The organism is Bradyrhizobium sp. CFUWI (genome assembly GCF_056429085.1).
In genome coordinates this window covers 291618-316422 of sequence record NZ_JBWJZE010000006.1, presented here as the reverse complement: position 1 = coordinate 316422, position 24805 = coordinate 291618, and the positions used below count along the sequence as shown (strand labels likewise).

Annotated in this window: 36 protein-coding genes; 33 read left to right on the top strand and 3 right to left on the bottom strand. The window is 63.8% G+C overall.

Annotation, left to right across the window (positions count from 1 at the left end; all coding sequences use genetic code 11):
* Positions 1–15: 15 nt before the first annotated feature.
* From rpsG to rplQ, 30 genes are all read left to right on the top strand, one after another.
* A complete protein-coding gene (gene rpsG, locus AC066S_RS16215; RefSeq protein WP_008136420.1) occupies positions 16–486 on the top strand; it encodes a 30S ribosomal protein S7 in 471 nt (156 codons plus the stop codon).
* A 33-nt stretch (positions 487–519) separates the two neighbouring features.
* On the top strand, positions 520–2592 hold the full coding sequence (gene fusA, locus AC066S_RS16210; protein WP_126258103.1) for an elongation factor G: 2073 nt from the start codon (positions 520–522) through the stop codon (positions 2590–2592).
* A gap of 40 nt (positions 2593–2632) precedes the next feature.
* Complete coding sequence (gene tuf, locus AC066S_RS16205; RefSeq protein ID WP_126258104.1) at positions 2633–3823, top strand: elongation factor Tu; 1191 nt, start codon at positions 2633–2635, stop codon at positions 3821–3823.
* An 83-nt stretch (positions 3824–3906) separates the two neighbouring features.
* Positions 3907–4215 (top strand): 30S ribosomal protein S10, encoded by a 309-nt coding sequence (rpsJ, locus tag AC066S_RS16200; RefSeq protein WP_002712302.1) that lies wholly within the window; start codon positions 3907–3909, stop codon positions 4213–4215.
* Positions 4216–4313: 98 nt separating this feature from the next.
* Positions 4314–5027, top strand: a complete 714-nt coding sequence (gene rplC, locus AC066S_RS16195; RefSeq protein ID WP_028137024.1) for a 50S ribosomal protein L3 — start codon at positions 4314–4316, stop codon at positions 5025–5027.
* Position 5028: 1 nt separating this feature from the next.
* Positions 5029–5649 (top strand): 50S ribosomal protein L4, encoded by a 621-nt coding sequence (gene rplD, locus AC066S_RS16190; RefSeq protein ID WP_074116741.1) that lies wholly within the window; start codon positions 5029–5031, stop codon positions 5647–5649.
* Positions 5646–5948, top strand: a complete 303-nt coding sequence (locus AC066S_RS16185; RefSeq protein WP_028137022.1) for a 50S ribosomal protein L23 — start codon at positions 5646–5648, stop codon at positions 5946–5948. The genes rplD and AC066S_RS16185 overlap by 4 nt, the downstream gene beginning before the upstream one ends.
* Positions 5949–5960: 12 nt before the next feature.
* Positions 5961–6794, top strand: coding sequence for a 50S ribosomal protein L2 (gene rplB / locus AC066S_RS16180; RefSeq protein WP_126258105.1), 834 nt, complete (start codon positions 5961–5963; stop codon positions 6792–6794).
* 12 nt (positions 6795–6806) lie between these two features.
* Positions 6807–7085 (top strand): 30S ribosomal protein S19, encoded by a 279-nt coding sequence (rpsS, locus tag AC066S_RS16175; RefSeq protein WP_008136357.1) that lies wholly within the window; start codon positions 6807–6809, stop codon positions 7083–7085.
* A gap of 10 nt (positions 7086–7095) precedes the next feature.
* Complete coding sequence (gene rplV, locus AC066S_RS16170; RefSeq protein WP_126258106.1) at positions 7096–7482, top strand: 50S ribosomal protein L22; 387 nt, start codon at positions 7096–7098, stop codon at positions 7480–7482.
* A 17-nt stretch (positions 7483–7499) separates the two neighbouring features.
* On the top strand, positions 7500–8225 hold the full coding sequence (gene rpsC / locus AC066S_RS16165) for a 30S ribosomal protein S3 (RefSeq protein WP_092294149.1): 726 nt from the start codon (positions 7500–7502) through the stop codon (positions 8223–8225).
* Positions 8226–8255: 30 nt separating this feature from the next.
* A complete protein-coding gene (rplP, locus tag AC066S_RS16160; protein ID WP_008136349.1) occupies positions 8256–8669 on the top strand; it encodes a 50S ribosomal protein L16 in 414 nt (137 codons plus the stop codon).
* 5 nt (positions 8670–8674) lie between these two features.
* Entirely contained in the window at positions 8675–8881 is a 207-nt protein-coding gene (rpmC, locus tag AC066S_RS16155; protein WP_011088144.1) for a 50S ribosomal protein L29, read from the top strand.
* Between the two features lie 13 nt (positions 8882–8894).
* Positions 8895–9143, top strand: coding sequence for a 30S ribosomal protein S17 (rpsQ, locus tag AC066S_RS16150; protein WP_007603028.1), 249 nt, complete (start codon positions 8895–8897; stop codon positions 9141–9143).
* 83 nt (positions 9144–9226) lie between these two features.
* The gene (gene rplN / locus AC066S_RS16145) at positions 9227–9595 is read left to right on the top strand and encodes a 50S ribosomal protein L14 (protein WP_007603030.1); all 369 of its coding nucleotides are present in this window, start codon (positions 9227–9229) and stop codon (positions 9593–9595) included.
* Positions 9595–9909 (top strand): 50S ribosomal protein L24, encoded by a 315-nt coding sequence (gene rplX, locus AC066S_RS16140; RefSeq protein WP_007603031.1) that lies wholly within the window; start codon positions 9595–9597, stop codon positions 9907–9909. The genes rplN and rplX overlap by 1 nt, the downstream gene beginning before the upstream one ends.
* Positions 9902–10459, top strand: coding sequence for a 50S ribosomal protein L5 (gene rplE / locus AC066S_RS16135; protein ID WP_018647250.1), 558 nt, complete (start codon positions 9902–9904; stop codon positions 10457–10459). The genes rplX and rplE overlap by 8 nt, the downstream gene beginning before the upstream one ends.
* Positions 10460–10505: 46 nt before the next feature.
* Positions 10506–10811 (top strand): 30S ribosomal protein S14, encoded by a 306-nt coding sequence (gene rpsN, locus AC066S_RS16130; RefSeq protein ID WP_126258107.1) that lies wholly within the window; start codon positions 10506–10508, stop codon positions 10809–10811.
* A 14-nt stretch (positions 10812–10825) separates the two neighbouring features.
* Entirely contained in the window at positions 10826–11224 is a 399-nt protein-coding gene (rpsH, locus tag AC066S_RS16125; RefSeq protein ID WP_014494505.1) for a 30S ribosomal protein S8, read from the top strand.
* 16 nt (positions 11225–11240) lie between these two features.
* The gene (rplF, locus tag AC066S_RS16120) at positions 11241–11774 is read left to right on the top strand and encodes a 50S ribosomal protein L6 (RefSeq protein ID WP_126258108.1); all 534 of its coding nucleotides are present in this window, start codon (positions 11241–11243) and stop codon (positions 11772–11774) included.
* Between the two features lie 11 nt (positions 11775–11785).
* Positions 11786–12148: a 50S ribosomal protein L18 gene (gene rplR, locus AC066S_RS16115; RefSeq protein WP_007603036.1), complete on the top strand. Its 363-nt coding sequence runs from the start codon at positions 11786–11788 to the stop codon at positions 12146–12148.
* Positions 12149–12195: 47 nt separating this feature from the next.
* Positions 12196–12792, top strand: a complete 597-nt coding sequence (gene rpsE / locus AC066S_RS16110; protein WP_014494507.1) for a 30S ribosomal protein S5 — start codon at positions 12196–12198, stop codon at positions 12790–12792.
* Positions 12793–12817: 25 nt separating this feature from the next.
* Entirely contained in the window at positions 12818–13012 is a 195-nt protein-coding gene (gene rpmD / locus AC066S_RS16105) for a 50S ribosomal protein L30 (protein WP_011088137.1), read from the top strand.
* A 76-nt stretch (positions 13013–13088) separates the two neighbouring features.
* Complete coding sequence (gene rplO, locus AC066S_RS16100) at positions 13089–13574, top strand: 50S ribosomal protein L15 (protein WP_478270158.1); 486 nt, start codon at positions 13089–13091, stop codon at positions 13572–13574.
* 151 nt (positions 13575–13725) lie between these two features.
* A complete protein-coding gene (gene secY, locus AC066S_RS16095; protein ID WP_478270157.1) occupies positions 13726–15057 on the top strand; it encodes a preprotein translocase subunit SecY in 1332 nt (443 codons plus the stop codon).
* A 268-nt stretch (positions 15058–15325) separates the two neighbouring features.
* A complete protein-coding gene (locus AC066S_RS16090) occupies positions 15326–16216 on the top strand; it encodes an adenylate kinase (RefSeq protein WP_135169881.1) in 891 nt (296 codons plus the stop codon).
* A gap of 185 nt (positions 16217–16401) precedes the next feature.
* The gene (gene rpsM, locus AC066S_RS16085; RefSeq protein ID WP_008549231.1) at positions 16402–16770 is read left to right on the top strand and encodes a 30S ribosomal protein S13; all 369 of its coding nucleotides are present in this window, start codon (positions 16402–16404) and stop codon (positions 16768–16770) included.
* A 131-nt stretch (positions 16771–16901) separates the two neighbouring features.
* Positions 16902–17291 (top strand): 30S ribosomal protein S11, encoded by a 390-nt coding sequence (gene rpsK / locus AC066S_RS16080; protein ID WP_007603045.1) that lies wholly within the window; start codon positions 16902–16904, stop codon positions 17289–17291.
* 114 nt (positions 17292–17405) lie between these two features.
* Complete coding sequence (locus AC066S_RS16075; protein ID WP_049820165.1) at positions 17406–18437, top strand: DNA-directed RNA polymerase subunit alpha; 1032 nt, start codon at positions 17406–17408, stop codon at positions 18435–18437.
* Between the two features lie 144 nt (positions 18438–18581).
* Positions 18582–18998: a 50S ribosomal protein L17 gene (rplQ, locus tag AC066S_RS16070; protein ID WP_025036979.1), complete on the top strand. Its 417-nt coding sequence runs from the start codon at positions 18582–18584 to the stop codon at positions 18996–18998.
* A gap of 77 nt (positions 18999–19075) precedes the next feature.
* On the opposite strand, the gene AC066S_RS16065 is transcribed toward rplQ, so the two are convergent.
* The gene (locus AC066S_RS16065) at positions 19076–20053 is read right to left on the bottom strand and encodes a Bug family tripartite tricarboxylate transporter substrate binding protein (protein ID WP_126258112.1); all 978 of its coding nucleotides are present in this window, start codon (positions 20051–20053) and stop codon (positions 19076–19078) included.
* Between the two features lie 181 nt (positions 20054–20234).
* Between AC066S_RS16065 and AC066S_RS16060 the strand changes: the two genes are divergently transcribed.
* Both AC066S_RS16060 and AC066S_RS16055 read left to right on the top strand, forming a co-directional pair.
* Positions 20235–21023 carry an SDR family NAD(P)-dependent oxidoreductase gene (locus AC066S_RS16060; protein ID WP_135166009.1) on the top strand — a complete coding sequence of 263 codons (789 nt, stop codon included), beginning with the start codon at positions 20235–20237 and terminating at the stop codon, positions 21021–21023.
* An 8-nt stretch (positions 21024–21031) separates the two neighbouring features.
* Entirely contained in the window at positions 21032–21337 is a 306-nt protein-coding gene (locus AC066S_RS16055; protein WP_135169883.1) for a DUF1330 domain-containing protein, read from the top strand.
* Positions 21338–21435: 98 nt separating this feature from the next.
* On the opposite strand, the gene AC066S_RS16050 is transcribed toward AC066S_RS16055, so the two are convergent.
* On the bottom strand, positions 21436–22449 hold the full coding sequence (locus AC066S_RS16050; protein ID WP_126258115.1) for a zinc-binding alcohol dehydrogenase family protein: 1014 nt from the start codon (positions 22447–22449) through the stop codon (positions 21436–21438).
* 120 nt (positions 22450–22569) lie between these two features.
* Between AC066S_RS16050 and AC066S_RS16045 the strand changes: the two genes are divergently transcribed.
* Entirely contained in the window at positions 22570–22947 is a 378-nt protein-coding gene (locus tag AC066S_RS16045) for a winged helix-turn-helix transcriptional regulator (RefSeq protein WP_126258116.1), read from the top strand.
* A gap of 42 nt (positions 22948–22989) precedes the next feature.
* Here the strand turns inward: AC066S_RS16045 and AC066S_RS16040 are convergent, their stop codons facing one another.
* Complete coding sequence (locus AC066S_RS16040; RefSeq protein ID WP_126258117.1) at positions 22990–24603, bottom strand: OprO/OprP family phosphate-selective porin; 1614 nt, start codon at positions 24601–24603, stop codon at positions 22990–22992.
* Positions 24604–24805: the final 202 nt, after the last annotated feature.

The window sequence follows — 24805 nt, the reverse complement described above, 5'->3', positions numbered from 1 at the left end:
GCGGGAACCAGCTCTATGTCTCGTCGCCACTCAGCGGAAAAGCGCGAAGTCCTTCCCGATCCGAAGTTCGGGAACATCATCGTCACGAAGTTCATGAACTCGGTGATGTATGCCGGCAAGAAGTCGGTCGCCGAGGGCATCGTCTACGGTGCGTTCGGTATCATCGAATCCAAGACCAAGCAGAACCCGCTCGGCGTGTTCGAGCAGGCGCTCGAGAACGTCATGCCGACGATCGAGGTTCGCTCCCGCCGCGTCGGCGGCGCGACCTACCAGGTTCCGGTCGAGGTTCGCTCGACCCGCCGGCAGGCGCTGGGCATCCGCTGGCTGATCTCGGCCGCGCGCGAGCGCAACGAGAAGACCATGACCGAGCGGCTTTCGGCCGAGCTGCTGGACGCATCGAACAACCGCGGGAACGCCGTCAAGAAGCGTGAAGACGTGCATCGGATGGCGGAAGCCAACCGCGCCTTCTCGCATTATCGCTGGTAACGGCGACACACTCGGACTCGCAAGGAACGACTCATGCCCCGCCAACATGCCATCGAGGACTACCGTAACTTCGGTATCATGGCGCATATCGACGCCGGCAAGACCACGACGACCGAGCGCATCCTCTATTACACCGGCAAGAGCCACAAGATCGGCGAAGTGCACGAAGGTGCCGCGACGATGGACTGGATGGAGCAGGAGCAGGAGCGTGGCATCACGATCACCTCGGCTGCGACCACCGCGTTCTGGGCCGGCAAGCGCCTGAACATCATCGACACCCCCGGCCACGTCGACTTCACCATCGAGGTCGAGCGCAGCTTGCGCGTGCTCGACGGCGCCGTCTGCGTGCTCGACTCGAACCAGGGCGTCGAACCCCAGACCGAGACCGTCTGGCGCCAGGGCGACAAGTACAAGGTTCCGCGTATCGTCTTCGCCAACAAGATGGACAAGACCGGCGCCGACTTCTTCAAGTGCCTGACCGACATCGTCGACCGCCTTGGCGCCAAGCCGATCGCGATCCAGCTTCCGATCGGCGCCGAGAACAACTTCAAGGGCCTCGTCGACCTCGTGAAGATGCAGGGCATCATCTGGAACGATGAATCGCTCGGCGCGAAGTTCGATTATGTCGACATTCCCGAGGATCTCGTCGAGCAGGCCAAGGAATACCGCGAGAAGATGGTGGAAGCCGCCGTCGAGCTCGACGACGACGCCATGGCCGCCTATCTCGACGGCAAGGAGCCGGACGAGGCGACGCTGAAGCGGCTGATCCGCAAGGCGGTGCTGACCGGCGCGTTCTATCCGGTGCTGTGCGGCTCGGCCTTCAAGAACAAGGGCGTGCAGCCGCTGCTCGACGCCGTCGTCGACTATCTGCCGTCGCCGATCGACGTGCCCGCGATCAAGGGTACCGACGACCGCGGCAACGAGGTCGTGCGCAAGGCGGACGACAAGGAGCCGCTGGCGCTGCTCGCGTTCAAGATCATGGACGACCCGTTCGTCGGCACCATCACCTTCTGCCGCATCTATTCCGGCGTGCTGCAGAGCGGCACCGGCGTCGTGAACTCGACGCGCGAGAAGAAGGAGCGCATCGGGCGCATGCTGTTGATGCATGCGAACAACCGCGAAGACATCAAGGAAGCCTATGCCGGCGACATCGTCGCGCTGGCCGGCCTGAAGGAAGCGCGCACCGGTGACACGCTGTGCGATCCCGACAAGCAGGTGATCCTGGAGAAGATGGAATTCCCCGAGCCGGTCATCGAGATCGCGATCGAGCCGAAGTCCAAGGCCGACCAGGAAAAGCTGGGCGTGGCGCTGGCCAAGCTCGCCGCGGAGGATCCGTCCTTCCGCGTGTCGACCGACCAGGAGTCCGGCCAGACCATCCTCAAGGGCATGGGCGAACTCCATCTCGACATCAAGGTCGACATTCTCAAGCGTACCTACAAGGTCGACGCCAACATCGGCGCCCCGCAGGTTGCGTTCCGTGAGCGCGTCACCAAGAAGGCCGAGGTCAAGTACACCCACAAGAAGCAGACCGGCGGTACCGGTCAGTTCGCCGAAGTGTCGATCGTGGTCGAGCCGAACGAGCCCGGCAAGGGCTACGAGTTCGAGTCCAAGATCGTCGGCGGTGCGGTTCCGAAGGAATACATCCCCGGCGTCGAAAAGGGCCTCAACAGCGTGATGAGCTCCGGCGTGGTCGCGGGCTTCCCCGTGGTCGACGTCAAGGTTCAGCTCGTCGACGGCAAGTATCACGACGTCGACTCGTCGGCGCTCGCCTTCGAAATCGCAGCGCGCGCGGCATTCCGCGAAGCCTTGCAGAAGGGCAAGTCCGTCCTGCTCGAGCCGATCATGAAGGTCGAAGTCGTGACCCCGGAAGACTACACCGGCTCGGTCATCGGCGACCTGAATTCCCGGCGCGGTCAGATCCAAGGTCAGGACATGCGCGGCAACGCCAACGTCATCAACGCGATGGTGCCGCTCATGAACATGTTCGGTTACGTGAACAACCTGCGCTCGATGAGCCAGGGTCGCGCGACCTTCACCATGCAGTTCGACCACTACGCAGAAGCGCCGGCCAACGTGTCGGCAGAAGTCCAGAAGAAGTTTGCCTGATTGTCGTCGGTCTAAAGCTGACGATTGAACGGAGAGTCAAATGGCCAAAGCAAAGTTTGAACGTAACAAGCCGCACTGCAACATCGGCACCATCGGTCACGTCGACCATGGCAAGACGTCGCTGACCGCGGCGATCACCAAGGTTCTCGCCGAAGCCGGCGGTGCGACGTTCACCGCGTACGACCAGATCGACAAGGCGCCGGAAGAGAAGGCGCGCGGCATCACCATCTCGACCGCGCACGTCGAGTACGAGACGCCGAACCGTCACTACGCCCACGTCGACTGCCCCGGCCACGCCGACTACGTCAAGAACATGATCACCGGCGCCGCCCAGATGGACGGTGCGATCCTGGTCGTGTCGGCCGCTGACGGCCCGATGCCGCAGACCCGCGAGCACATCCTGCTCGCCCGCCAGGTCGGCGTGCCCGCGCTCGTCGTGTTCCTCAACAAGTGCGACATGGTCGACGATCCGGAGCTGCTCGAGCTCGTCGAGCTCGAAGTCCGCGAGCTGCTCTCCAAGTACGACTTCCCGGGCGACAAGATCCCGATCATCAAGGGCTCGGCGCTCGCCGCCCTCGAAGATTCCGACAAGAAGCTCGGCCACGACGCCATTCTCGAGCTGATGAAGAACGTCGACGAGTACATCCCGCAGCCGGAGCGTCCGATCGACCAGCCGTTCCTGATGCCGGTCGAAGACGTGTTCTCGATCTCGGGCCGCGGCACCGTCGTGACCGGCCGTGTCGAGCGCGGCGTCGTCAAGGTCGGCGAGGAAATCGAGATCGTCGGTCTGCGCGCCACGCAGAAGACCACGGTCACCGGCGTCGAGATGTTCCGCAAGCTGCTCGATCAGGGCCAGGCCGGCGACAACATCGGTGCGCTGCTCCGCGGCACCAAGCGCGAAGACGTCGAGCGCGGCCAGGTGCTGTGCAAGCCGGGTTCGGTCAAGCCGCATACCAAGTTCAAGGCTGAGGCTTACATCCTCACCAAGGAAGAGGGCGGTCGCCACACCCCGTTCTTCACCAACTACCGTCCGCAGTTCTACTTCCGCACCACCGACGTGACCGGTGTGGTGCATCTGCCGGAAGGCACCGAGATGGTGATGCCGGGCGACAACATCGCGATGGAAGTGCACCTGATCGTGCCGATCGCGATGGAAGAGAAGCTCCGCTTCGCGATCCGCGAAGGTGGCCGCACCGTCGGCGCCGGCGTCGTCGCCTCGATCATCGAGTAACAAGCGAATAGGGAATGGTGAGTGGCGAATAGGGATCTCTATTCGCTACTCGCTACTCGCCACTCACTAGAGAAAGCACGGCAATGAACGGCCAAAACATTCGTATCCGTCTCAAGGCGTTCGACCATCGTATCCTCGATACGTCGACCCGCGAGATCGTGAACACGGCGAAACGCACCGGCGCGCAGGTCCGCGGACCCATTCCGCTGCCCACCCGCATCGAGAAGTTCACCGTCAACCGTTCGCCCCACGTCGACAAGAAGAGCCGCGAGCAGTTCGAGATGCGCACTCACAAGCGCCTGCTCGACATCGTCGATCCGACCCCGCAGACCGTCGATGCTTTGATGAAGCTCGACCTGGCCGCCGGTGTCGACGTCGAGATCAAGCTCTGAGCATGCCCCGAAAAGTGGGCACCGGTTTTCGGATCGGGTCATGCTCACTTACGAAGATTAGCTAGTCCGCAAGGACAGAAAGAACAGGAAGCAAGCCGATGCGCTCCGGAGTGATCGCACAAAAGGTCGGGATGACGCGGGTCTTTACGGAGGCCGGCGAACATATCCCCGTGACCGTGCTGAAGCTCGGCAATTGCCAGGTCGTAGGCCACCGTACCGAAGAAAAGAACGGTTACGTCGCGCTCCAGCTCGGTTCTGGCAGCCGCAAGACCGTTTACATGCCCAAGGCGGAACGCGGCCAGTTCGCGGTCGCCAAGGTCGAGCCGAAGCGGCGGGTCGAGGAATTCCGCGTCTCGCAGGACGCGATGATCCCCGTCGGCGCCGAGATCCTTGCGGATCACTTCGTCGTCGGTCAGTTCGTCGACGTCACCGGCACCTCGGTCGGTAAGGGGTTCGCCGGCGGCATGAAGCGCTGGAACTTCGGCGGTTTGCGCGCCACCCACGGCGTGTCGGTCTCGCACCGTTCGATCGGTTCGACCGGCGGCCGTCAGGACCCCGGCAAGACCTGGAAGAACAAGAAGATGCCCGGCCACATGGGTGTCGACCGCATCACCACGCTCAACCTTCGCGTCGTCCAGACCGATGTCGAGCGCGGCCTGATCCTCGTCGAAGGTGCCGTTCCCGGCTCCAAGGGCGGCTGGATCCGCGTGCGCGACGCCGTCAAGAAGCCGCTGCCGAAGGAAGCTCCGAAGCCCGGCAAGTTCAAGGTTGCTGGTGACGCGGAAGCCGCTCCGGCTGCGCAGGAGGCGTGAGATGGAATTGAAGGTCACCACCCTCGAAGGTAAGGAAGCCGGCTCGGTCCAGCTCTCCGACACCATTTTCGGCCTCGAGCCGCGCCAGGACATCATTGCACGTTGCGTGCAGTGGCAGCTCAACAAGCGCCAGGCCGGTACGCACAAGGCCAAGGGCCGCGCGGAGATCTGGCGCACCGGCAAGAAGATGTACAAGCAGAAGGGCACCGGCGGTGCTCGTCACGGCTCGGCCCGCGTGCCGCAGTTCCGCGGCGGCGGTCGTGCCTTCGGTCCGGTGGTGCGCTCGCACGCCACCGACCTGCCGAAGAAGGTCCGCGCGCTGGCCCTGAAGCATGCGCTCTCGGCCAAGGCCAAGGACGGCGATCTCGTCGTGATCGACAAGGCCGCGCTGGAAGCCGCCAAGACCAAGGCGCTGCTCGGTCATTTCTCGGGTCTGGGCTTGACCAACGCGCTGATCATCGACGGTGCCGAGCTCAACAACGGTTTTGCCGCTGCGGCCCGCAACATCCCGAACATGGACGTGCTGCCGATCCAGGGCATCAACGTCTACGACATCCTGCGCCGTCAGAAGCTCGTTCTGACCAAGGCCGCCATCGATGCGCTGGAGGCGCGCTTCAAATGACGAAGAACATCGAGGCTCGCCACTACGACGTGATCGTTGCGCCGGTCGTGACCGAAAAGGCGACGATCGCCTCCGAGCACAACAAGGTGCTGTTCAAGGTCGCCGCGAAGGCGACCAAGCCGCAGATCAAGGAAGCGATCGAGAAGCTGTTCGACGTCAAGGTCAAGAGCGTCAACACGCTGGTCCGCAAGGGCAAGACCAAGGTCTTCCGCGGCAATCTCGGCTCGCAGTCGAACACCAAGCGCGCGATCGTGACCCTCGAAGAGGGCCACCGGATCGACGTCACCACCGGTCTGTAAGGTCGTACGACGATGGCACTGAAGAAATTCAACCCCACGACGCCGGGCCAGCGCCAGCTGGTCATGGTCGATCGTTCGGCCCTCTACAAGGGCAAGCCGGTCAAGGCGCTCACCGAGGGCAAGCATTCCTCGGGCGGCCGCAACAACACCGGCCGCATCACCGTGCGCTTCCGTGGCGGCGGTCACAAGAAGACGCTGCGCACCGTCGATTTCAAGCGCGAGAAGATCGACGTTCCCGCGACCGTCGAGCGGCTCGAGTATGATCCGAACCGCACCGGTTTCATCGCGCTGATCAAGTATCAGGACGGTGAGCAGGCCTACATCCTGGCGCCGCAGCGCCTGGCCGTGGGCGACACCATCGTCGCCGGCAACTACGTCGACGTGAAGCCGGGCAACGTCATGCCGCTCGGCAACATGCCGGTCGGCACGATCATCCACAACATCGAGGTCAAGATCGGGAAGGGCGGCCAGCTCGCCCGTTCCGCCGGCACCTACGCCCAGCTCGTCGGCCGTGACCAGGACTACGTCATCATCCGCCTGAATTCGGGCGAGCAGCGCCTGGTGCACGGCCGTTGCCGCGGCACGATCGGCGCGGTGTCGAACCCGGATCACATGAACACCTCGATCGGCAAGGCTGGTCGCAAGCGTTGGATGGGCCGTCGCCCGCACAACCGCGGTGTCGCGATGAACCCGATCGACCATCCGCACGGCGGTGGTGAAGGTCGTACCTCGGGCGGCCGCCACCCGGTCACGCCGTGGGGCAAGCCGACCAAGGGCAAGAAGACCCGCACCAACAAGTCGACCAACAAATTCATTCTCCTAAGCCGCCACAAGCGGAAGAAGTAAGGAACGCCGGACATGGTTCGTTCAGTCTGGAAAGGCCCGTTCGTCGAGGGTTCTCTGCTCAAGAAGGCAGATGCCGCGCGCGCGTCCGGCCGTCACGACGTCATCAAGATCTGGAGCCGTCGTTCGACGATCCTGCCGCAGTTCGTCGGCCTGACCTTCGGCGTCTACAACGGTCAGAAGCACGTGCCGGTGGCCGTCAACGAGGAAATGGTCGGTCACAAGTTCGGCGAGTTCTCGCCGACCCGGACCTTCCATGGCCACTCCGGCGACAAGAAAGCCAAGAAGGCTTGAGGATTAAACGATGAGCAAACCTAAGCGCGAACGGAGCCTCGCCGACACCGAGGCCAAGGCGGTCGCCCGGATGCTGCGGGTGAGCCCGCAGAAGCTCAACCTGGTCGCCCAGCTCATTCGCGGCCGGAAGGCTGCTGCTGCGCTCGCAGATCTGCAGTTTTCGCGCAAGCGGATCGCGGTCGACGTGAAGAAGTGCCTGGAATCGGCTATCGCCAACGCCGAGAACAACCACGATCTCGACGTCGACGATCTCGTCGTGGCGCAGGCCTTCGTCGGCAACGGTCTGGTGATGAAGCGCTTCGCCGCTCGCGGCCGCGGCCGCTCGGGCCGGGTCTACAAACCATTTTCGCAGCTGACGATCATCGTTCGTCAGGTCGAAGCTGAAGCCGCCGCTTAAGGGCGCAGGAGAACACGATGGGTCAAAAGATCAATCCGATCGGTCTGCGCCTCGGCATCAACCGTACCTGGGATTCCCGCTGGTTCGCCGGCAAGCAGGAATACGGCAAGCTGCTGCACGAGGACGTCAAGATCCGTGAGATCCTGCACAAGGAGCTCAAGCAGGCGGCTGTCGCCCGCATCGTGATCGAGCGTCCGCACAAGAAGTGCCGCGTCACCATCCACTCGGCCCGTCCGGGCGTGGTGATCGGCAAGAAGGGCGCCGACATCGACAAGCTGCGCAAGAAGGTCGCGGACATCACCTCGTCCGACGTCGTCATCAACATCGTCGAGATCCGCAAGCCGGAGCTCGATGCGACGCTGGTGGCCGAGTCGATCGCGCAGCAGCTGGAGCGCCGCGTGGCGTTCCGCCGGGCCATGAAGCGCGCCGTGCAGTCGGCGATGCGTCTCGGCGCGGAAGGCATCCGCATCAACTGCTCGGGTCGTCTGGGCGGTGCGGAAATCGCGCGTATGGAATGGTACCGCGAAGGTCGCGTGCCGCTGCATACGCTGCGCGCCGACATCGACTACGGCGTTGCGACCGCGTTCACGACCTTCGGCACCTGCGGCGTCAAGGTCTGGATCTTCAAGGGCGAGATCCTCGAGCACGATCCAATGGCCCAGGACAAGAGAATGGCCGAAGGCGAGACGGGTGGCAGCAGCGATCGTGGTGGCCGTCAGCGCCGCGATACGGCTGCAGCCTGATCTGCACTGAGAATTTGAGGGCTCAAAGCCATGATGCAACCTAAGAAAACGAAGTTCCGGAAGGCGCATAAGGGCCGCATCCACGGCGTTGCGTCTTCGGGCGCGACGTTGGCGTTCGGCCAGTTCGGCCTGAAGGCGACCGAGCCTGAGCGCGTCACCGCGCGCCAGATCGAAGCCGCTCGCCGCGCGCTGACCCGCCACATGAAGCGCGCCGGCCGCGTCTGGATCCGCGTGTTCCCGGACGTTCCGGTGTCGAAGAAGCCGGCCGAAGTCCGCATGGGCTCCGGCAAGGGTTCGCCGGAATTGTGGGTCGCGCGCGTCAAGCCGGGCCGGGTGCTGTTCGAGATCGATGGCGTCAACACCCAGACGGCGCGTGAGGCGCTGACCCTGGCGGCCGCCAAGCTGCCGATCAAGACGCGCTTCGTCGAGCGCATTGCGGAGTAATGGCCATGGCCCAGATGAAGATCGAAGACATCCGCGCGATGAGCCCCGACCAGCAGGATGACGCCATCCTGAACCTGAAGAAGGAGCGCTTCAACCTGCGCTTCCAGCGCGCCACCGGGCAGCTCGAGAACACCTCGCGCCTGCGCGAGGCCCGCCGTGACATCGCCCGGATCAAGACCGTCGCCGCGCAGACGCGCGCCAAGAAGAAGTAAGAGGCTTACGAAGATGCCGAAACGTACTTTGCAGGGCGTGGTCGTCAGCGACAAGCAGGCCAAGACCATCGTGGTGCGCGTTGATCGCCGCTTCACGCACCCGATCTACAAGAAGACGATCCGCCGTTCGAAGAACTACCACGCGCACGACGAGAGCAACGAGTTCAAGCCGGGCGACATGGTGTGGATCGAGGAATCGAAGCCGATTTCGAAGTTGAAGCGCTGGGTCGTGATCCGGGGCGAGCACAAGAAAAGCGCCTGATCTGTTGGCTTTAGCCGACTGACTTCAGGGAAATGTTGAGCGCCGGCTGGGCTGGCGCAAAGAGAAGAGGACGAGGTGCATCAATGATTCAGATGCAGACCAACCTCGACGTGGCCGACAATTCTGGCGCACGCCGTGTCATGTGTATCAAGGTGCTCGGGGGCTCCAAGCGCCGCTACGCCACGATCGGCGACATCATCGTCGTCTCGATCAAGGAAGCGATTCCGCGTGGCAAGGTGAAGAAGGGCGACGTGATGAAGGCCGTCGTGGTGCGCGTCCGCAAGGACATCCGCCGCGCCGACGGTTCGGTCATCCGCTTCGACCGCAACGCCGCCGTTCTGATCAACAATCAGTCCGAGCCGGTCGGCACCCGTATCTTCGGGCCCGTGCCGCGCGAGCTGCGCGCCAAGAACCACATGAAGATCATCTCGCTCGCGCCGGAGGTGCTGTGATGGCTGCGAAGATCCGCAAGGGCGACAAGGTCGTCGTGCTGACCGGTCGCGACAAGGGCCGGACCGGCGAAGTGTTCGAAGTGCGTCCCGACGCCGGCACGGCGCTGGTGCGCGGCATCAACATGGTCAAGCGTCACCAGAAGCAGACGCAGGCCCAGGAGGGCGGCATCATCTCGAAGGAGTCGCCGATCCAACTTTCCAACATCGCGTATGTCGGCAAGGACGGAAAGCCGACCCGCGTCGGATTCAAGATTCTGGCGGACGGCAAGAAGGTCCGCATCGCCAAGAGCTCGGGAGCTGAGATCGATGGCTGAGGCCGCTTATACCCCGCGCCTGCGCGCGGAATACGACGCGAAGATCCGCACGGCTCTGACCGAGAAGTTCGGTTATGAGAACGTCATGCAGGTTCCGCGCCTGGACAAGGTCGTGCTGAACATGGGCGTCGGCGACAGCGTCAACGACCGCAAGAAGGCCGAGACCGCCGCTGCCGAGCTGACCCAGATCGCCGGCCAGAAGGCAATCGTGACCTATTCGCGGATCGCGATCGCGACCTTCAAGCTGCGCGAGAACCAGCCGATCGGCTGCAAGGTCACGCTGCGCAAGGCCCGCATGTACGAGTTCATCGATCGCCTGGTGACGGTCGCGCTGCCGCGCGTCCGCGACTTCCGCGGCCTGAACCCGAAGAGCTTCGACGGCCGCGGCAATTATTCGCTCGGCATCAAGGAGCACATCATTTTCCCCGAGATCGACTTCGACAAGGTCACCGAAGCCCGCGGTATGGACATCACCGTCTGCACCACGGCCAAGACCGACGAAGAGGCGAGGGCCTTGTTGACCGCTTTCAATTTCCCGTTCCGGCAGTGAGACGCTGACCTAAAGCCTCTCAAACGCGGATACCCAGGAGCCAAGCATGGCAAAGAAGAGTTCAGTCGAGAAGAACAACCGGCGCAAGCGGATGGTGAAGAACGCCGCCGCCAAGCGCGAGCGGTTGAAGGCGATCATCGCCGACAAGGCGCTGCCGATGGAAGAGCGGTTCGCCGCGACCCTGAAGCTGGCGGAAATGCCGCGCAACTCGTCGGCGACCCGCATTCGCCTGCGTTGCGAGCTGTCGGGCCGTCCGCGCTCGAACTACCGCAAGAACAAGCTGTCCCGTATCGCGCTGCGCGAGCTTGGCTCCAAGGGCATGGTCCCGGGCCTCGTGAAGTCCAGCTGGTAAGGAGGGTCGTTTAGATGTCTACGCACGATCCAATCAGCGATCTGATCACCCGTATCCGCAACGCGCAGATGCGCTCGAAGAGCAAGGTCTCCACGCCTGGCTCGAAGATGCGCGAGAACGTGCTCGAGGTCCTCAAGTCCGAGGGTTACATCCGCGGCTACGCCACGCTCGAGCATTCCTCGGGCCGCAGCGAGATCGAGATCGAGCTGAAGTATTTCGACGGCGAGCCCGTCATCCGCGAGATCGAACGTGTCTCCAAGCCCGGGCGCCGCGTCTACGCCTCGGTGAAGAACCTGCCGCGGGTCAACAACGGGCTCGGCATTTCGGTGTTGTCGACGCCGAAGGGGATCATGGCCGACCACAGCGCGCGCGACGCGAATGTGGGCGGTGAAGTCCTCTTCACGGTGTTCTGAGAAGGATTTTTCATCCATGTCACGTGTTGGCAAAAGGCCTGTGGCGGTGCCGTCGGGTGTTACCGCGACTGTCGATGGGCAGACCGTCAAGATGAAGGGGCCGAAGGGCCAGCTTCAGTTCGTCGTCCATGACGACGTCGAGGTGAAGCTCGATAGCGGCCAGATCAAGGTTCAGCCGCGCTTCGAGACCAATCGCGCGCGTGCCCTGTACGGGACCGCTCGCGCCCAGGTCGCGAATCTGGTCGAAGGCGTCACCAAGGGCTTCGAGAAGAAGCTCGAGATCACCGGCGTCGGTTACCGCGCCGCGATGCAGGGCAAGAACCTGCAGCTCGCGCTCGGGTACAGCCACGACGTGGTCTACGCGATCCCGGAAGGGATCACGATCACGGTGCCGAAGCCGACCGAGATCACGGTGTCCGGCAGCGACATCCAGCGTGTCGGCCAGGTCGCGGCCGAGATCCGCAGCTATCGCCCGCCGGAGCCCTACAAGGGCAAGGGCGTGAAGTATGTTGGCGAATTCATCTTCCGCAAGGAAGGCAAGAAGAAGTAACGGAGCCGGTCATGTCCAAAGCCAAGGTTACCAATGCCCGGCGCAAGCGGAGTGTGCGGCTGAAGCTGCGCCGCTCCGGTGGTGGTCGTCCGCGTCTGTCGGTGTTCCGCTCGTCCAAGCACATCTACGCCCAGGTCATCGACGACCTGAAGGGCGAGACGCTGGCCTCTGCCTCCTCGCTCGAGAAGTCGATGCGCGACGGCGGCAAGACCGGCGCCGACATCGATGCGGCAAAGGCGGTCGGCAAGCTGCTGGCCGAGCGCGCCGCCGAGAAGGGTGTCAAGGAAGTCGTGTTCGATCGGGGCAGCTACCTCTATCACGGGCGCGTCAAGGCTCTCGCCGACGCTGCGCGTGAGAGTGGGCTGAGCTTCTAACGGAATTTGAGGATTGAGGCGTAAGCCTCTGAAGGATTGGAAAAACCATGGCAGCTGAACGCGAACAACGTGGTGGACGCGATCAACGCGGCGGCGGACGTGAACGCAGGGAGCGCGAGGAGCGCGACAGCGAGTTCGTCGACAAGCTCGTCCACATCAATCGCGTGGCCAAGGTCGTCAAGGGCGGCAAGCGCTTCGGTTTCGCAGCGCTGGTCGTGATCGGCGACCAGAAGGGCCGCGCCGGCTTCGGTCACGGCAAGGCGCGCGAAGTGCCCGAGGCGATCCGCAAGGCCACCGAGTCCGCCAAGCGCAACCTGACCCGCGTGTCGCTGCGCGAGGGCCGCACGCTGCATCACGACATCGCCGGCCGTCATGGCGCGGGCCGTGTCTACCTGCGTGCAGCTCCGGCCGGTACCGGGATCATCGCCGGTGGTCCGATGCGCGCCGTGTTCGAGACGCTCGGTGTCCAGGACGTGGTGGCGAAGTCGATCGGCTCGTCGAACCCCTACAACATGGTTCGTGCGACCTTCGACGCGCTGAAGCACCAGGACTCGCCGCGCTCGGTCGCTGCCCGCCGCAATATCAAGGTGTCCACCCTCCAGTCCCGCCGTATCGGTGGCGACGCCGAGGCGGCTGCCGACTAACGGAAGCTTTTCGGAGTAGACTCCCATGGCCAAGGCCGCAAAGACGATCAAGCTCGAGCAGACCGGCAGCGCGATCCGCCGCCATCACTCGCAGCGCTCGACGCTGATTGGGCTCAAGCTCAACAAGATCGGCCGCACCAGCGAACTGCCGGATACCCCGGCGGTTCGTGGCATGATCGAGAAGGTTCACCATCTCGTCCGCATCGTCGACGAGAAGTAAGCAAGGGCGCACGATCCCGAACAGCGGGCTACCCGTTTTCGGCGAAGATCAGGCGCAAGACACAAGGAGAAGGGCGATGAAGCTCAGCGATATCGCCGACAACGCCGGCTCGCGCAAGAAGCGTATGCGCGTCGGCCGCGGCATCGGTTCGGGCAAGGGCAAGCAGTCCGGCCGCGGCGGCAAGGGCCAGACCGCGCGTTCCGGCGTGCGCATCAAGGGTTTCGAAGGCGGCCAGATGCCGATGCATCGCCGCCTGCCCAAGCGCGGCTTCAACAACATCTTCCGCGTCGAGTTCGCCGAGATCAATCTCGACCGGCTCCAGGAAGCGGTCGATGCCAAGAAGATCGACGCCGGCAGCGTCGTGAACGTCGAGGCCCTGGTGAAGGGCGGCGTGCTGCGCCGCGCCAAGGGCGGCCTGCGGCTGCTCGGCCGTGGCGAGCTCAAATCCAAGCTCAACATCGAAGTCCACGGCGCCAGCAAGACCGCGATTGAGGCGGTCGAGAAGGCCGGCGGCTCGGTGAAGATCCTCGCCCCTACCAAGGAAGAAGGCGAGGCGGCGTAACAACTGCGTCATCGGCCCGCGGCGCGCGGGCCTTTACGCATGTGGGACGATGGACTTATCGAAGCCGAGCCCCAGATAATGTCCGGTGTCCGGTATAATGTAGCCCGGCCGCGGGCATGACGGCGCGATAGGCGGCGGGAGAAAGTCCAAGATGGCCTCTGCAGCGGAACAACTGGCAGCCAATCTCAATTTCAGTGCGTTCGCCAAGGCTGACGAACTGAAGAAGCGCATCTGGTTCACCCTGGGTGCGCTGCTCGTTTATCGGCTCGGGACCTATATCCCGCTGCCCGGCATCGATCCCAATATTTGGGAGCAGGTGTTCCGCTCCCAGGCGGGCGGCATCCTCGGCATGTTCAACATGTTCGCCGGCGGCGGCATCCACCGCATGGCGATCTTCGCGTTGAACATCATGCCGTATATCTCGGCCTCGATCATCATCCAGCTCCTCACCACCGTCTCGCCGCAACTCGAGGCGCTGAAGAAGGAGGGCGAGTCGGGCCGCAAGCTGCTGAACCAGTACACCCGCTATCTCACCGTGATCCTGGCCGCGTTCCAGTCTTACGGCATCGCGGTCGGCCTCGAAGGCGCCGGCAACGTCGTCAGCGAACCCGGCATGTTCTTCCGGCTCTCGACCGCGATCACGCTGACCGGCGGCACCATGTTCCTGATGTGGCTGGGCGAGCAGATCACCTCGCGCGGCATCGGCAACGGCATCTCGCTGATCATTCTCGCCGGCATCGTCGCCGAGCTGCCCGCTGCGCTCGCCAGCATGCTCGAGCTCGGCCGTCAGGGCGCGATGTCGACCGGCCTGATTCTGGTCGTCATCATCATGGCCGTCGCCGTGATCGCCTTCATCGTGTTCATGGAGCGCGCGCAGCGCCGCCTCCTCATCCAGTATCCGAAGCGCCAGGTCGGCAACAAGATGTTCGAGGGCCAGTCCTCGCATCTGCCGCTCAAGCTCAATACCTCCGGCGTGATTCCGCCGATCTTCGCGTCCTCGCTGTTGCTGCTGCCGACGACGGTCGCGAATTTCAACGCGGGCAGCGGTCCGGAATGGTTCCAGTGGATCACCACCCAGCTCGGCCACGGCCGTCCGCTGTTCCTGTTCATGTATCTGGCGCTGATCGTGTTCTTCGCCTTCTTCTACACCGCGATCGTGTTCAACCCGACCGAGACCGCGGACAATTTGAAGAAGCACGGCGGTTTCATTCCGGGCATCCGTCCCGGCGAGCGCACCGCGGAATACATCGACTACGTGCTCTCGCGCATCACCGTGCTCGGCGCCGCCTATCTGGCGATCGTCTGCTTGATCCCGGAGGTCCTGATCTCCTACGCCTCGGTGCCGTTCTACTTCGGCGGCACCTCGCTGCTGATCGTCGTCAGCGTCACCATGGATACGGTGGCACAGGTGCAGGGCTATCTGCTGGCGCACCAGTATGAAGGCCTGATCCGCAAGTCGAAGCTGCGCGGCCGCCGCCGCTAAACGCGGCGTGCTCTCAAGGCGGCGCGCGACCGCGCCGCCGATTCGCCGCGCGAGCAGCGCGCCGCCGCCTGGAGGCGATCGTTCGGTTGCTTCGGCAGAGCTGCTCTCACTGCTGCGCAATCACTGATTTCAAAGCCCTTCTTGGCGTCCACCCATCTGCTCCCCTATGATAGGGTAGCGGTGCAGCGCCGATTGTGGTTTGCACTGTTCTTCGATTTCAAACACAGGTGCGCGACGTATCGCTCACCAGTCCGGGGGGCGTACGCCGATGAGAATTATACTTCTGGGACCGCCGGGGTCGGGCAAGGGGACGCAGGCGCAGCTGTTGGTGCAGCGCTATGGCATCGTCCAGCTCTCGACCGGCGAGATGCTGCGCGCCGCGGTGGCGGCCGGAACGCCGGTCGGACTCAAGGCCAAGGAGATCATGGCCAGCGGCAGCCTCGTGCCCGACGAGGTCGTGGTCGGAATCATCTCCGATCGCATCGACCAGCCCGACGCCAGGAACGGTTTCATCCTCGACGGCTTCCCGCGCACCGTGCCGCAGGCCGAAGCGCTCGACGAACTGCTCAAGGCCAAGCGCCTCAAGCTCGACGCCGTGATCGAGCTCCGCGTCAACGAGAGCGCGCTCCTGCACCGTGTCGAAACCCGCGTCGCCCAGATGCGGGAGCGTGGCGAGGAGGTCCGGCTCGACGACACGCCGGAGGTTCTGACCAAGCGACTCGCCAACTACCGCAGCCAAACGGAACCGCTGATTCACTACTATTCCGAGCGGCGGAAGCTCTCGACCATCGACGGTATGATGGCCATCGACGAGGTCACCCGCGCCATTGATCGCCAGCTCCAGGCGCTGGGGGCGGTCGAGCCCCAGGAGGCTGGCAAGGGAAAGACCAGGAGCGCGGCCAAGACCGCCCCGGTCAAGAAGGCCAGGGCGGCGAAGAAATCGGCCAAAAAGCCGGCGAAAGCAGCCAAAAAGGCCGCCAAACCGGCCAAATCCGCCAAAAAGGCAAGCAAGAAGGCCGTGAAGGGTCCCAGGAACGCGGCCAAGAAAAGCGTCAAAAAAACGGTCAAGAAGGCAGCCAAGAAGACCGCCAAAAAGGCGGTCAAAAAGGGTGCCAAGAAGGTTGCAAAAAAGGTCACGAAAAAGCGAGCCAAGCGCTAGCAGCGGTTGACGAAAGCCCCCGGAATCCCCTAATAAGCCCCGCATCCAAGTCGGATAGTTTCAGACGATGCCGGGCCCCAGGAAGACCGGGGGAGGGCGTCGTGTTCGCGTTTGTGAACACCTGCCCGAGAACACAAGCACTTAAAGCCCGATCCTGACGAGGATCGGCAACAGGAGAGAAGGCCGTGGCCCGTATTGCCGGCGTGAACATTCCCACCAACAAGCGCGTGCTGATCGCGCTCCAGTACATCCATGGCATCGGTCAGAAGATCGCCGGTGAGATCCTGGAGAAGGTGAAGATCCCCGTGGATCGTCGCGTCAATCAGCTCAGCGATGCTGAAGTGCTCCAGATCCGCGAAGTGATCGACCGCGACTATCTCGTCGAGGGCGACCTGCGCCGCGAGGTCGGTATCAACATCAAGCGTCTGATGGACCTCGGCTGCTATCGCGGTCTGCGTCATCGTCGCGGTCTGCCGGTGCGCGGCCAGCGCACCCACACCAATGCGCGTACGCGCAAGGGTCCGGCGAAAGCCATCGCCGGCAAGAAGAAGTAAGCTCGCGAATAGGGAATGGCGAATGGCGAGTAGGGAGCATCCCTATTCGCCATTCGCTACTCACTATTTGCTTCCACAGGTGTAGCCGCTGGCATTACGGCGGCGTTTGAGATCTTCAGGAAAGGGACTCAATGGGCAAGGAAGCCACCCGCGTTCGTCGTCGTGAGCGCAAGAACATCGCCTCCGGCGTCGCGCATGTGAACTCGTCGTTCAACAACACGACCATCACCATCACCGACGCGCAGGGCAACACGATTGCCTGGTCCTCCGCCGGCACGATGGGCTTCAAGGGCTCGCGCAAGTCGACCCCGTACGCGGCGCAGGTTGCCGCCGAGGACGTGTCCAAGAAGGCGCAGGAGCACGGCATGCGCACGCTGGAAGTCGAAGTCGCCGGTCCCGGTTCGGGCCGCGAATCGGCGCTCCGTGCGCTTCAGGCCGCCGGCTTCACCGTCACCTCGATCCGCGACGTGACCACGATCCCGCACAACGGTTGCCGTCCGCGCAAGCGTCGTCGCGTTTGATTTTTACGAGTTGCGGGCGCATCGGCGCCCGCAATGACTTTGCAAGAAGCCGCAGGAATGCTCTGCGGCCTTTCTCCAACGCCAGTATTTGATGCCTCAAATTGGCTGGCCTGTATGGGTGAAACAGTGACGATCCAGAAAAATTGGCAAGAACTGATTCGGCCGAACAAGCTCCAGGTGACGCCCGGCAGCGATTCCTCGCGTTTCGCGACGATCGTCGCCGAGCCGCTCGAGCGCGGCTTCGGCCAGACGCTCGGCAACGCCCTGCGCCGCATCCTGCTATCCTCGCTCCAGGGCGCGGCGGTGCAGTCGGTGCACATCGACGGCGTGCTGCACGAGTTCTCCTCGATCGCGGGCGTCCGTGAGGACGTCACCGACATCGTGCTGAACATCAAGGACATCTCGATCAAGATGCAGGGCGAAGGCCCCAAGCGCATGGTCGTGAAGAAGCAGGGCCCCGGCGTCGTCACCGCCGGTGACATCCAGACCGTCGGCGACGTCGTCGTGCTCAACCCGGACCTGCAGATCTGCACCCTCGACGAGGGCGCCGAGATCCGCATGGAGTTCACGGTCGCCACCGGCAAGGGCTACGTGCCCGCCGAGCGCAACCGTCCCGAGGATGCGCCGATCGGCCTGATCCCGGTCGACAGCCTCTACTCGCCGGTCCGCAAGGTCTCCTACAAGGTCGAGAACACCCGCGAGGGCCAGATCCTCGACTACGACAAGCTGACCATGACGATCGAGACCAACGGTGCGATCTCGCCGGATGACTCGGTGGCTTACGCTGCCCGCATCCTGCAGGACCAGCTCAACGTGTTCGTCAACTTCGAAGAGCCGCGCAAGGAAGTCGCCCAGGAGATCATTCCGGACCTCGCCTTCAACCCGGCCTTCCTCAAGAAGGTGGACGAGCTCGAGCTGTCGGTGCGTTCGGCCAACTGCCTGAAGAACGACAACATCGTCTATATCGGCGACCTCGTGCAGAAGAGCGAAGCCGAAATGCTCCGCACCCCGAACTTCGGCCGCAAGTCGCTGAACGAGATCAAGGAAGTGCTGGCCCAGATGGGTCTGCATCTCGGCATGGAAGTGCCGGGCTGGCCGCCGGAGAACATCGACGAGCTCGCCAAGCGCTTCGAGGATCATTACTGAGTTTGGCGAATGGGGAGTGGCGAATAGCGAATACAACTCGCTACTCGCCATTCACTACTCGCTATCCGGGCGAACGCAGGCAGCCCACCTGAGCAACATGTCCGACGAACCGTCGCGGCAGTTTTAACGTAAGGACTTACTCACATGCGTCACGGCAAGGTTCATCGGAAGCTCAACCGTACGGCCGAGCATCGCAAGGCGATGTTCGCCAACATGGCGGCCGCGCTGATCAAGCACGAGCAGATCGTCACCACGCTGCCGAAGGCCAAGGAGCTCCGACCGATCGTCGAGAAGCTCGTCACCCTCGGCAAGAAGGGCGGCCTGTCGCTGCGCCGCCAGGCGATCTCGGAGCTGCGCGACGTCGACATGGTCAAGAAGCTCTTCGACACGCTGGCGACCCGCTACAAGGACCGTCAGGGCGGCTACACCCGCATCATCAAGGCCGGCTTCCGCTACGGCGACAACGCCGCGATGGCCGTGATCGAGTTCGTCGACCGCGACGTCGATGCCAAGGGTCAGGATTCCGGGCCCGTGCAGGAAAAGGAAGCCGAGGCGGCGTAAGCCGTTCGGTGGTTATGGATTGAAAACGGCGCCCTCGGGCGCCGTTTTTGTTTCTGGGACCGCGCAGATGCGCGGGACTATTCCTCCTTGATCCCCGCCTTTTGCGCGATGTCCTTCATTTCTGCGGTCTCCTTGCCGATCGCTCCCGCCCAATCGCCGAAACGCGCGAAGCCGGGCTCGAAGCCGACCTTGGCGAAGCGCTCGGCCACGGAGGGATTTTTGATCGTCTCCTCCAGCGTTGCCGAGAGCTTGTCGTGAACGGCCGGCGGCAGGCCCTTGGGAGTGACCACGGCGCCCCATGAGGCGAAGTCGATGTTGCCATAGCCGAGCTCGGCGAGCGTCGGCACGTCAGGCAGGAACGGCGTGCGCTTGGCCGAGAACACGGCGAGCACCTTGACGGCGCCCGCCTCGATCTGCGGCTTGACCGCGATCACGGTGTCGACGTGGTACTGGATGTGCTTGCCGATGAGGTCGTTCATCGCCGGCGCGCTGCCCTTGTAGGGCAGGTGGACCATCTTGATCCCGGCCGCCGATTTGAACAGCTCGCCGGCAAAGTGCGAGACGGTCGCGACGCCGAAAGACGCCAGCGAGAGCTTGTCGGGATTGGCCTTGGCCTCGGCGACGAGCGCAGCCACGTCCTTGACCGGATTGTCCTTGTAGGTGACCAGTACCAACGTGATTTTGCCGACCTGGCCGAGTGGCTCGAAATCCTTGGCCGCGTCGTAGGGCACGCTTTCCTTGACGGCTGCCGGCAGCGTGAAGCTCGAGTTCGAGCTGAAGAACAGGGTGTATCCGTCCGGCGCCGCTCGCGCCACTTCCTTGGCCGCAATCGTGGTGCCGCCGCCGGGGCGGTTCATGATGATCACGGGCTTGCCGAGCCGCGTCTCCAGATCGCCGCCGATGATGCGCGCCACCACGTCGGAGGCGCCGCCGGGCGGGAAAGGGACGATCAATTGCAGGGCTTTGTCCGGATAGACCGCTTGCGCCGGCGCGAGCGAATTGCTGCCCATCAGGCCGAGCAACCCGAGCGCAACAGTGAGGGCGGTTCTCTTCATCGCATGGTCCTTCCGTGTTCGCATGAGCGCAGATGCTCGGGTCCGGTTTAGCAATATTCATTCCACCTGCACTCGGGCCGAGGCGGAACAGCTCCCGATCGTCTCACTGATTGGTGAGCGCCGATTGCGAGCCGGTCCATCGCGTCCGATATCCCCGGCATCGATCTGATGGAGATATTACATGAACATCGACCTCTCGGGAAAAACCGCCCTGGTGACCGGCTCGACCGCGGGCATCGGCCATGCCATCGCCAAAGGCCTGGCGGCCTCCGGCGCCAGCGTCGTGATCAACGGCCGCGGCCAGGACAAGGTCGATGCCGCCGTGCGCAAGCTGGAAGGGACGGGCGCCAAGGTCCGCGGCATCGCCGCCGACGTCTCGACTGCTGCGGGCTGCAAGACGCTGGTTGCGGCACTGCCGGACGTCGACATCCTCGTCAACAATGCCGGCATCTTCGAGCCGAAGGACTTCTTCGACATTCCCGACGAGGACTGGAGCCGCTTCTTCGAGGTCAACGTCATGAGCGGCGTGCGGCTGTCGCGGGCCTACATGAAGGGCATGCTCGAGCGCAATTGGGGCCGCATCGTCTTCATCTCCTCGGAGTCCGGCCTCAACATTCCCGTCGAGATGATCCATTACGGCATGACCAAGACGGCGCAGCTCTCGGTCGCCCGCGGCCTGGCGCAGCTCACCCGTGGCACCGGTGTCACCGTCAACTCCGTGCTGCCGGGCCCGACCATGTCGGAGGGTGTCGAGACTTTCGTGAAGGATCTCGCCAGGCAGAACGGACAGTCGGTGGACGAGGCCGCTGCCAATTTCGTCAAGCAGCACCGTCCGAGCTCTCTGCTTCAGCGTTTCGCCGGCGTCGACGAGATCGCCAACATGGTGGTCTACGTCGCCTCGAAGCAGGCATCCGCCACCAACGGCGCGGCGCTGCGCGCAGAAGGCGGCATCGTCAACACCATTGCCTGAGGCCGCGCATGACAGCCTATGTGATCTCCGAAGTCGAGATGCGCGATCCCGACGGATTTGCAGCCTATCGCACGCTCGCCGCGAAGACGATCGAGCGGTACGGCGGACGTTATCTCGTCCGTGGCGGCAAGGCCGAGCTTGCCGAAGGCAACCTCCCGGCGAAGGCGATCGTCATCGTCGAATTTCCGTCGATGGCGAGGCTGAAGGAATGGTACGCCTCGCCGGAATATGCCGAGGCGCTGAAGTTGCGTCAGACGGCGCTGGAGCGGCGGCTGCTGTTCGTCGAGGGGGTGGCGGAAGCGTCGCTGCCGTAGGGTGGGCAAAGCGACAGCGTGCCCACACACTTTTGGCGACCGAGAGAGGTGGTGGGCACGGCGCAAGTGCGCCTTTGCCCACCCTGCGAATCCTTCGCCTACCACCCCTCCAGCACGATCTTGCCGCGCGATTTGCCGCTCTCGAGCAGCGCATGCGCGCGCTTGAGATTGGCGGCGTTGATCGTGCCGAAGGTCTGGTCGAGCGTGGTGCGCAGCACGCCCTTGTCGATGAGGTCGGCGACGTCGTTCAGCAGATGATGCTGCGCGATCATGTCCGCCGTCTGGAACGAGGAGCGGGTGAACATCGATTCCCAGTGCACCGAGATCGCCTTGCCCTTGAACGTGCTCATGGTGAATTCCGGCGGATCGTCGATCAGGCCGAACTTGCCCTGCGGTGCCATGAAGTCCGCGATCGCCTTGTAGTGCTGATCGGTGAAGGTGAGGCTCGCCACCAGCGCGACCGGCGGCAGCTTCAACTTCTCGATCTGGTCCTTCATCGGCTTGCCGTGGTCGATCACCGCATGAGCGCCGAGATCGAGGCACCATTTCTGCGACTCCGGCCGCGTCGCGGTGGCAAGTACCGTCAGCCCGGTGAGGCGGCGGGCAAGTTGGATCAGGATCGAGCCGACGCCGCCGGCGCCGCCCGTGATCAGGAGCGTGCGCGGATCGACGCTCTTGCCGGGTACCGCGCCGAGCCGATCGAACAGCAATTCCCAGGCGGTGATGGAGGTGAGGGGAAGGGCGGCTCCTTGCGCGAATGACAGGCTCTTCGGCTTGTTGCCGACGATGCGCTCATCGACCAGGTGGAATTCGGCGTTGGTGCCCTGGCGCAGGATCGAGCCGGCGTAGAACACCTCGTCGCCCGGCTTGAACAACGTAACCTCGGGCCCGACGGCATCGACCACGCCGGCTGCGTCATAGCCCAGGATCTTGGTCTCGCCCTCGGGCGGGGCTGCGCGCTTGCGCACCTTGTAATCGACCGGATTGGCCGAGATCGCCTTCACGGCGACGCGGATGTCGCGCCCTTTGGGCTCCGGTTTTGCGGTCTCGAAATCGAACAGCGAATCCGCGTCCTCGATCGGAAGCGATTTCTTGTAGCCGACGGCCTTCATGGCTTGTCTCCATCAGATGGCTTGCTCGCCTGCCGTCCTAACTGTCGCTCTGGCTCCGACTTGGCAAGTACTGTAAATTCGGGGATATAGTCCCCGTTTGGATACTATTGGGAAAGACGCATGAAACGGCGCAATTTTGCCCGTCGTCCCGGCTGCTCGGTCGAGGCGACGCTGGACCTGATCGACGGCAAGTGGAAGGGCGTGATCCTCTATCACCTGCAGAGCGGCACCCAGCGCTTCGGCGAATTGCGCCGCCGGATGCCCGGCATCACCCAGCGCATGCTGACAAAACAGCTGCGCGCTCTGGAGGAGGACAAGCTCGTCATCCGCAAGGTCTATGCCGAGGTGCCGCCGCGGGTGGAGTACTGCCTCTCCGAGCTCGGCGAGAGCCTCAAGCCGGTCATCGACACCCTGAAGGCCTGGGGCGAGAGCCATCAGGAGCGGCTGTCCTGCGCGCCTGAGCCGGTCGTGGTGAAAAAGCCGAAGCGCGCGGCGTGAGTTTTCCGGGAGCGGATCGTACGCTCCCGGAAAAGGTGAGCCTCAGAATGCGAACTGCGTCCGCATCGCGACCGCGTCGAACTTCGAGCCGACATCGGCGGTGGAGACCGGCGAGGCCTGTCGTGACACGGTGCCGTGCAGATAGTCCAGCATGAAGCGGACATTGCCGTTGACGTACCAGTTGAGCGCGAGGGTGTAGACGGTCTGCCGGCCGCCGGCGACGCCGGTCACGGTTGCGAGCTGGTCATTGAGGTCGATCGTCGAGAACCGCCCCGCGATTTCCCACGCGCCCCAGCCGCCGCCGTCGAGCGAGAACGGATGCGCCGGCTTGACGCCGTGATAGGCGGCGTTGGCGGCGTTGTAGGTCCGGCCTTCGCCCGTCAGCACGTAGCCGGCCTGCGCATATCCGCCCTGGAATTTCAGGCTGGGCGCGCCGACCAGCGGCACGCCGGTGTTGGCGGTGCGGTCGACATTGTACCAGAAGTACTCGCCCTGGACGATGAGCGGCCCGTAGGTTGCGGCCGCCTCGACGCTATAGACCTGCGCGCCCGAGACGTTGGCCATCGCGCCTGTCGAGACCAGCGTCGTTGGATCAAGCCGCAGTTCGGGGCGATCGCTGAGCGTCAATGTCTGCGTGTTGGCGATGAGGTTGCGCGGCGGCTGGATCAGCCATTGCGCGTTGGCGCCGATGTGCACCGAATAGTCCTTGCCGCTGATGGGATTGCCGGCGACGCGCGCCACCGCGCCATACTGCTCGCTCGTGCCCGCGGGGGCAGCGCTCGAGGCGGAGTGGATCGCGCCGGTCGACGGTCCCGTGACATAGCCGCCGATCCAGAGCTGGTCGTTGTACCAGCGTGTGCCGGCCGCGGAGCGGAAGTCGCCGGCGGCGATGTTGGTCGCGATCACGCCCGGTGAGGCACGCTCCATGAACATGATGTCGTTGGAGCTGGTGGCCTCGTCCATGGTGTAGGGCAGGTCCATGATGCCCGCCTCGATCGCCATCCGCCCGCCGAACGGTTTCAGGCCGGTGTAGCTGAGATAGGCGTTCTCGACACCGGAGACGCCGCCGCCCGGCAGCGATCCCGGAGCCGTCCCGCCAAACCCGTCGGAGGAGCCGCCGAAATCGTAGACCAGCGCGAAGTTCCAGTCGTTGAAGAACTTGCCGGTGACGCCGATGCGCGCACGGCGGACGTTCTGGCCGCTGTCGAGCTTCTGCGGCACGGTGGCCGCGGTGTTGGGGCGATAGTCGTAGCCGCCGACATCCCAATGCAGGCGGCTGGTGATGGCGACGCAATTGGCCTGGTCGGCGGTGCAGATCGTCGGGCGGTTGTTCGGCATCGTCACGACGACGCCGGATGCCGGGGCCGGCCCTTTGACGGGAATCGCGGCATTGGCGTTGGCAACGACGGCCTTTGCCTCCGAGCGCGCCTCGGCCTTCGCTTCAGCCTTCGCTTCGGCCCTGGCTTTGGCCGCGGCCGCCGTGTTCGCCGCGGTTTGATTCTGGAGCTTGTCGAGCTTCTGCTCCAGCAGCTTCAACTGCTGCTTCAGCAGCGCGATCTCCTGCTCGCTGCTGCTCGCCGATTGGGCCTGAGCCTGCGAGGCTGCCAGGGCGCCGGCGAGACCAATCGCCGTGGCTGTAATTCTTGTCCTGCTCACGTCATCACTCCATCGGTTGGACCAACTTCCCCAAGTCGTCAGCGCAGAGCCTAAGAACGGTCGATGACTGCCCCGCGACGGCGAGCCTCGGTTGCGCTGGTTCCCGCTGATGCAAATTCGTCGCAACCGAATCTGCCGAGAGCGAGCATGCAAGATTGATGCGTGTCATGCCAATCCGCGCCGCCGGCAAGTTGTCGTTTCG

Excerpts from the sequence above, each read along its gene's own strand:
- rpsG (WP_008136420.1), top strand. The coding sequence starts at position 16 with ATGTCTCGTCGCCACTCAGCGGAAAAGCGCGAAGTCCTTCCCGATCCG.
- AC066S_RS16050 (WP_126258115.1), bottom strand. The coding sequence starts at position 22,449 with ATGAAGGCCGTCGGCTACAAGAAATCGCTTCCGATCGAGGACGCGGAT.
- fusA (WP_126258103.1), top strand. The coding sequence starts at position 520 with ATGCCCCGCCAACATGCCATCGAGGACTACCGTAACTTCGGTATCATG.
- rpsN (WP_126258107.1), top strand. The coding sequence starts at position 10,506 with ATGGCAAAGAAGAGTTCAGTCGAGAAGAACAACCGGCGCAAGCGGATG.
- rplF (WP_126258108.1), top strand. The coding sequence starts at position 11,241 with ATGTCACGTGTTGGCAAAAGGCCTGTGGCGGTGCCGTCGGGTGTTACC.
- rplE (WP_018647250.1), top strand. The coding sequence starts at position 9,902 with ATGGCTGAGGCCGCTTATACCCCGCGCCTGCGCGCGGAATACGACGCG.
- rplO (WP_478270158.1), top strand. The coding sequence starts at position 13,089 with ATGAAGCTCAGCGATATCGCCGACAACGCCGGCTCGCGCAAGAAGCGT.
- rpmD (WP_011088137.1), top strand. The coding sequence starts at position 12,818 with ATGGCCAAGGCCGCAAAGACGATCAAGCTCGAGCAGACCGGCAGCGCG.
- rpmC (WP_011088144.1), top strand. The coding sequence starts at position 8,675 with ATGGCCCAGATGAAGATCGAAGACATCCGCGCGATGAGCCCCGACCAG.
- rplN (WP_007603030.1), top strand. The coding sequence starts at position 9,227 with ATGATTCAGATGCAGACCAACCTCGACGTGGCCGACAATTCTGGCGCA.
- rpsH (WP_014494505.1), top strand. The coding sequence starts at position 10,826 with ATGTCTACGCACGATCCAATCAGCGATCTGATCACCCGTATCCGCAAC.
- rplQ (WP_025036979.1), top strand. The coding sequence starts at position 18,582 with ATGCGTCACGGCAAGGTTCATCGGAAGCTCAACCGTACGGCCGAGCAT.
- AC066S_RS16075 (WP_049820165.1), top strand. The coding sequence starts at position 17,406 with ATGGGTGAAACAGTGACGATCCAGAAAAATTGGCAAGAACTGATTCGG.
- AC066S_RS16055 (WP_135169883.1), top strand. The coding sequence starts at position 21,032 with ATGACAGCCTATGTGATCTCCGAAGTCGAGATGCGCGATCCCGACGGA.
- rpsK (WP_007603045.1), top strand. The coding sequence starts at position 16,902 with ATGGGCAAGGAAGCCACCCGCGTTCGTCGTCGTGAGCGCAAGAACATC.
- rplB (WP_126258105.1), top strand. The coding sequence starts at position 5,961 with ATGGCACTGAAGAAATTCAACCCCACGACGCCGGGCCAGCGCCAGCTG.
- rpsJ (WP_002712302.1), top strand. The coding sequence starts at position 3,907 with ATGAACGGCCAAAACATTCGTATCCGTCTCAAGGCGTTCGACCATCGT.
- rpsC (WP_092294149.1), top strand. The coding sequence starts at position 7,500 with ATGGGTCAAAAGATCAATCCGATCGGTCTGCGCCTCGGCATCAACCGT.
- AC066S_RS16090 (WP_135169881.1), top strand. The coding sequence starts at position 15,326 with ATGAGAATTATACTTCTGGGACCGCCGGGGTCGGGCAAGGGGACGCAG.
- rplV (WP_126258106.1), top strand. The coding sequence starts at position 7,096 with ATGAGCAAACCTAAGCGCGAACGGAGCCTCGCCGACACCGAGGCCAAG.
- rplD (WP_074116741.1), top strand. The coding sequence starts at position 5,029 with ATGGAATTGAAGGTCACCACCCTCGAAGGTAAGGAAGCCGGCTCGGTC.
- secY (WP_478270157.1), top strand. The coding sequence starts at position 13,726 with ATGGCCTCTGCAGCGGAACAACTGGCAGCCAATCTCAATTTCAGTGCG.
- rplR (WP_007603036.1), top strand. The coding sequence starts at position 11,786 with ATGTCCAAAGCCAAGGTTACCAATGCCCGGCGCAAGCGGAGTGTGCGG.
- rplX (WP_007603031.1), top strand. The coding sequence starts at position 9,595 with ATGGCTGCGAAGATCCGCAAGGGCGACAAGGTCGTCGTGCTGACCGGT.
- AC066S_RS16045 (WP_126258116.1), top strand. The coding sequence starts at position 22,570 with ATGAAACGGCGCAATTTTGCCCGTCGTCCCGGCTGCTCGGTCGAGGCG.
- AC066S_RS16065 (WP_126258112.1), bottom strand. The coding sequence starts at position 20,053 with ATGAAGAGAACCGCCCTCACTGTTGCGCTCGGGTTGCTCGGCCTGATG.
- rplP (WP_008136349.1), top strand. The coding sequence starts at position 8,256 with ATGATGCAACCTAAGAAAACGAAGTTCCGGAAGGCGCATAAGGGCCGC.
- tuf (WP_126258104.1), top strand. The coding sequence starts at position 2,633 with ATGGCCAAAGCAAAGTTTGAACGTAACAAGCCGCACTGCAACATCGGC.
- AC066S_RS16185 (WP_028137022.1), top strand. The coding sequence starts at position 5,646 with ATGACGAAGAACATCGAGGCTCGCCACTACGACGTGATCGTTGCGCCG.
- rplC (WP_028137024.1), top strand. The coding sequence starts at position 4,314 with ATGCGCTCCGGAGTGATCGCACAAAAGGTCGGGATGACGCGGGTCTTT.
- AC066S_RS16060 (WP_135166009.1), top strand. The coding sequence starts at position 20,235 with ATGAACATCGACCTCTCGGGAAAAACCGCCCTGGTGACCGGCTCGACC.
- rpsS (WP_008136357.1), top strand. The coding sequence starts at position 6,807 with ATGGTTCGTTCAGTCTGGAAAGGCCCGTTCGTCGAGGGTTCTCTGCTC.
- rpsQ (WP_007603028.1), top strand. The coding sequence starts at position 8,895 with ATGCCGAAACGTACTTTGCAGGGCGTGGTCGTCAGCGACAAGCAGGCC.
- rpsE (WP_014494507.1), top strand. The coding sequence starts at position 12,196 with ATGGCAGCTGAACGCGAACAACGTGGTGGACGCGATCAACGCGGCGGC.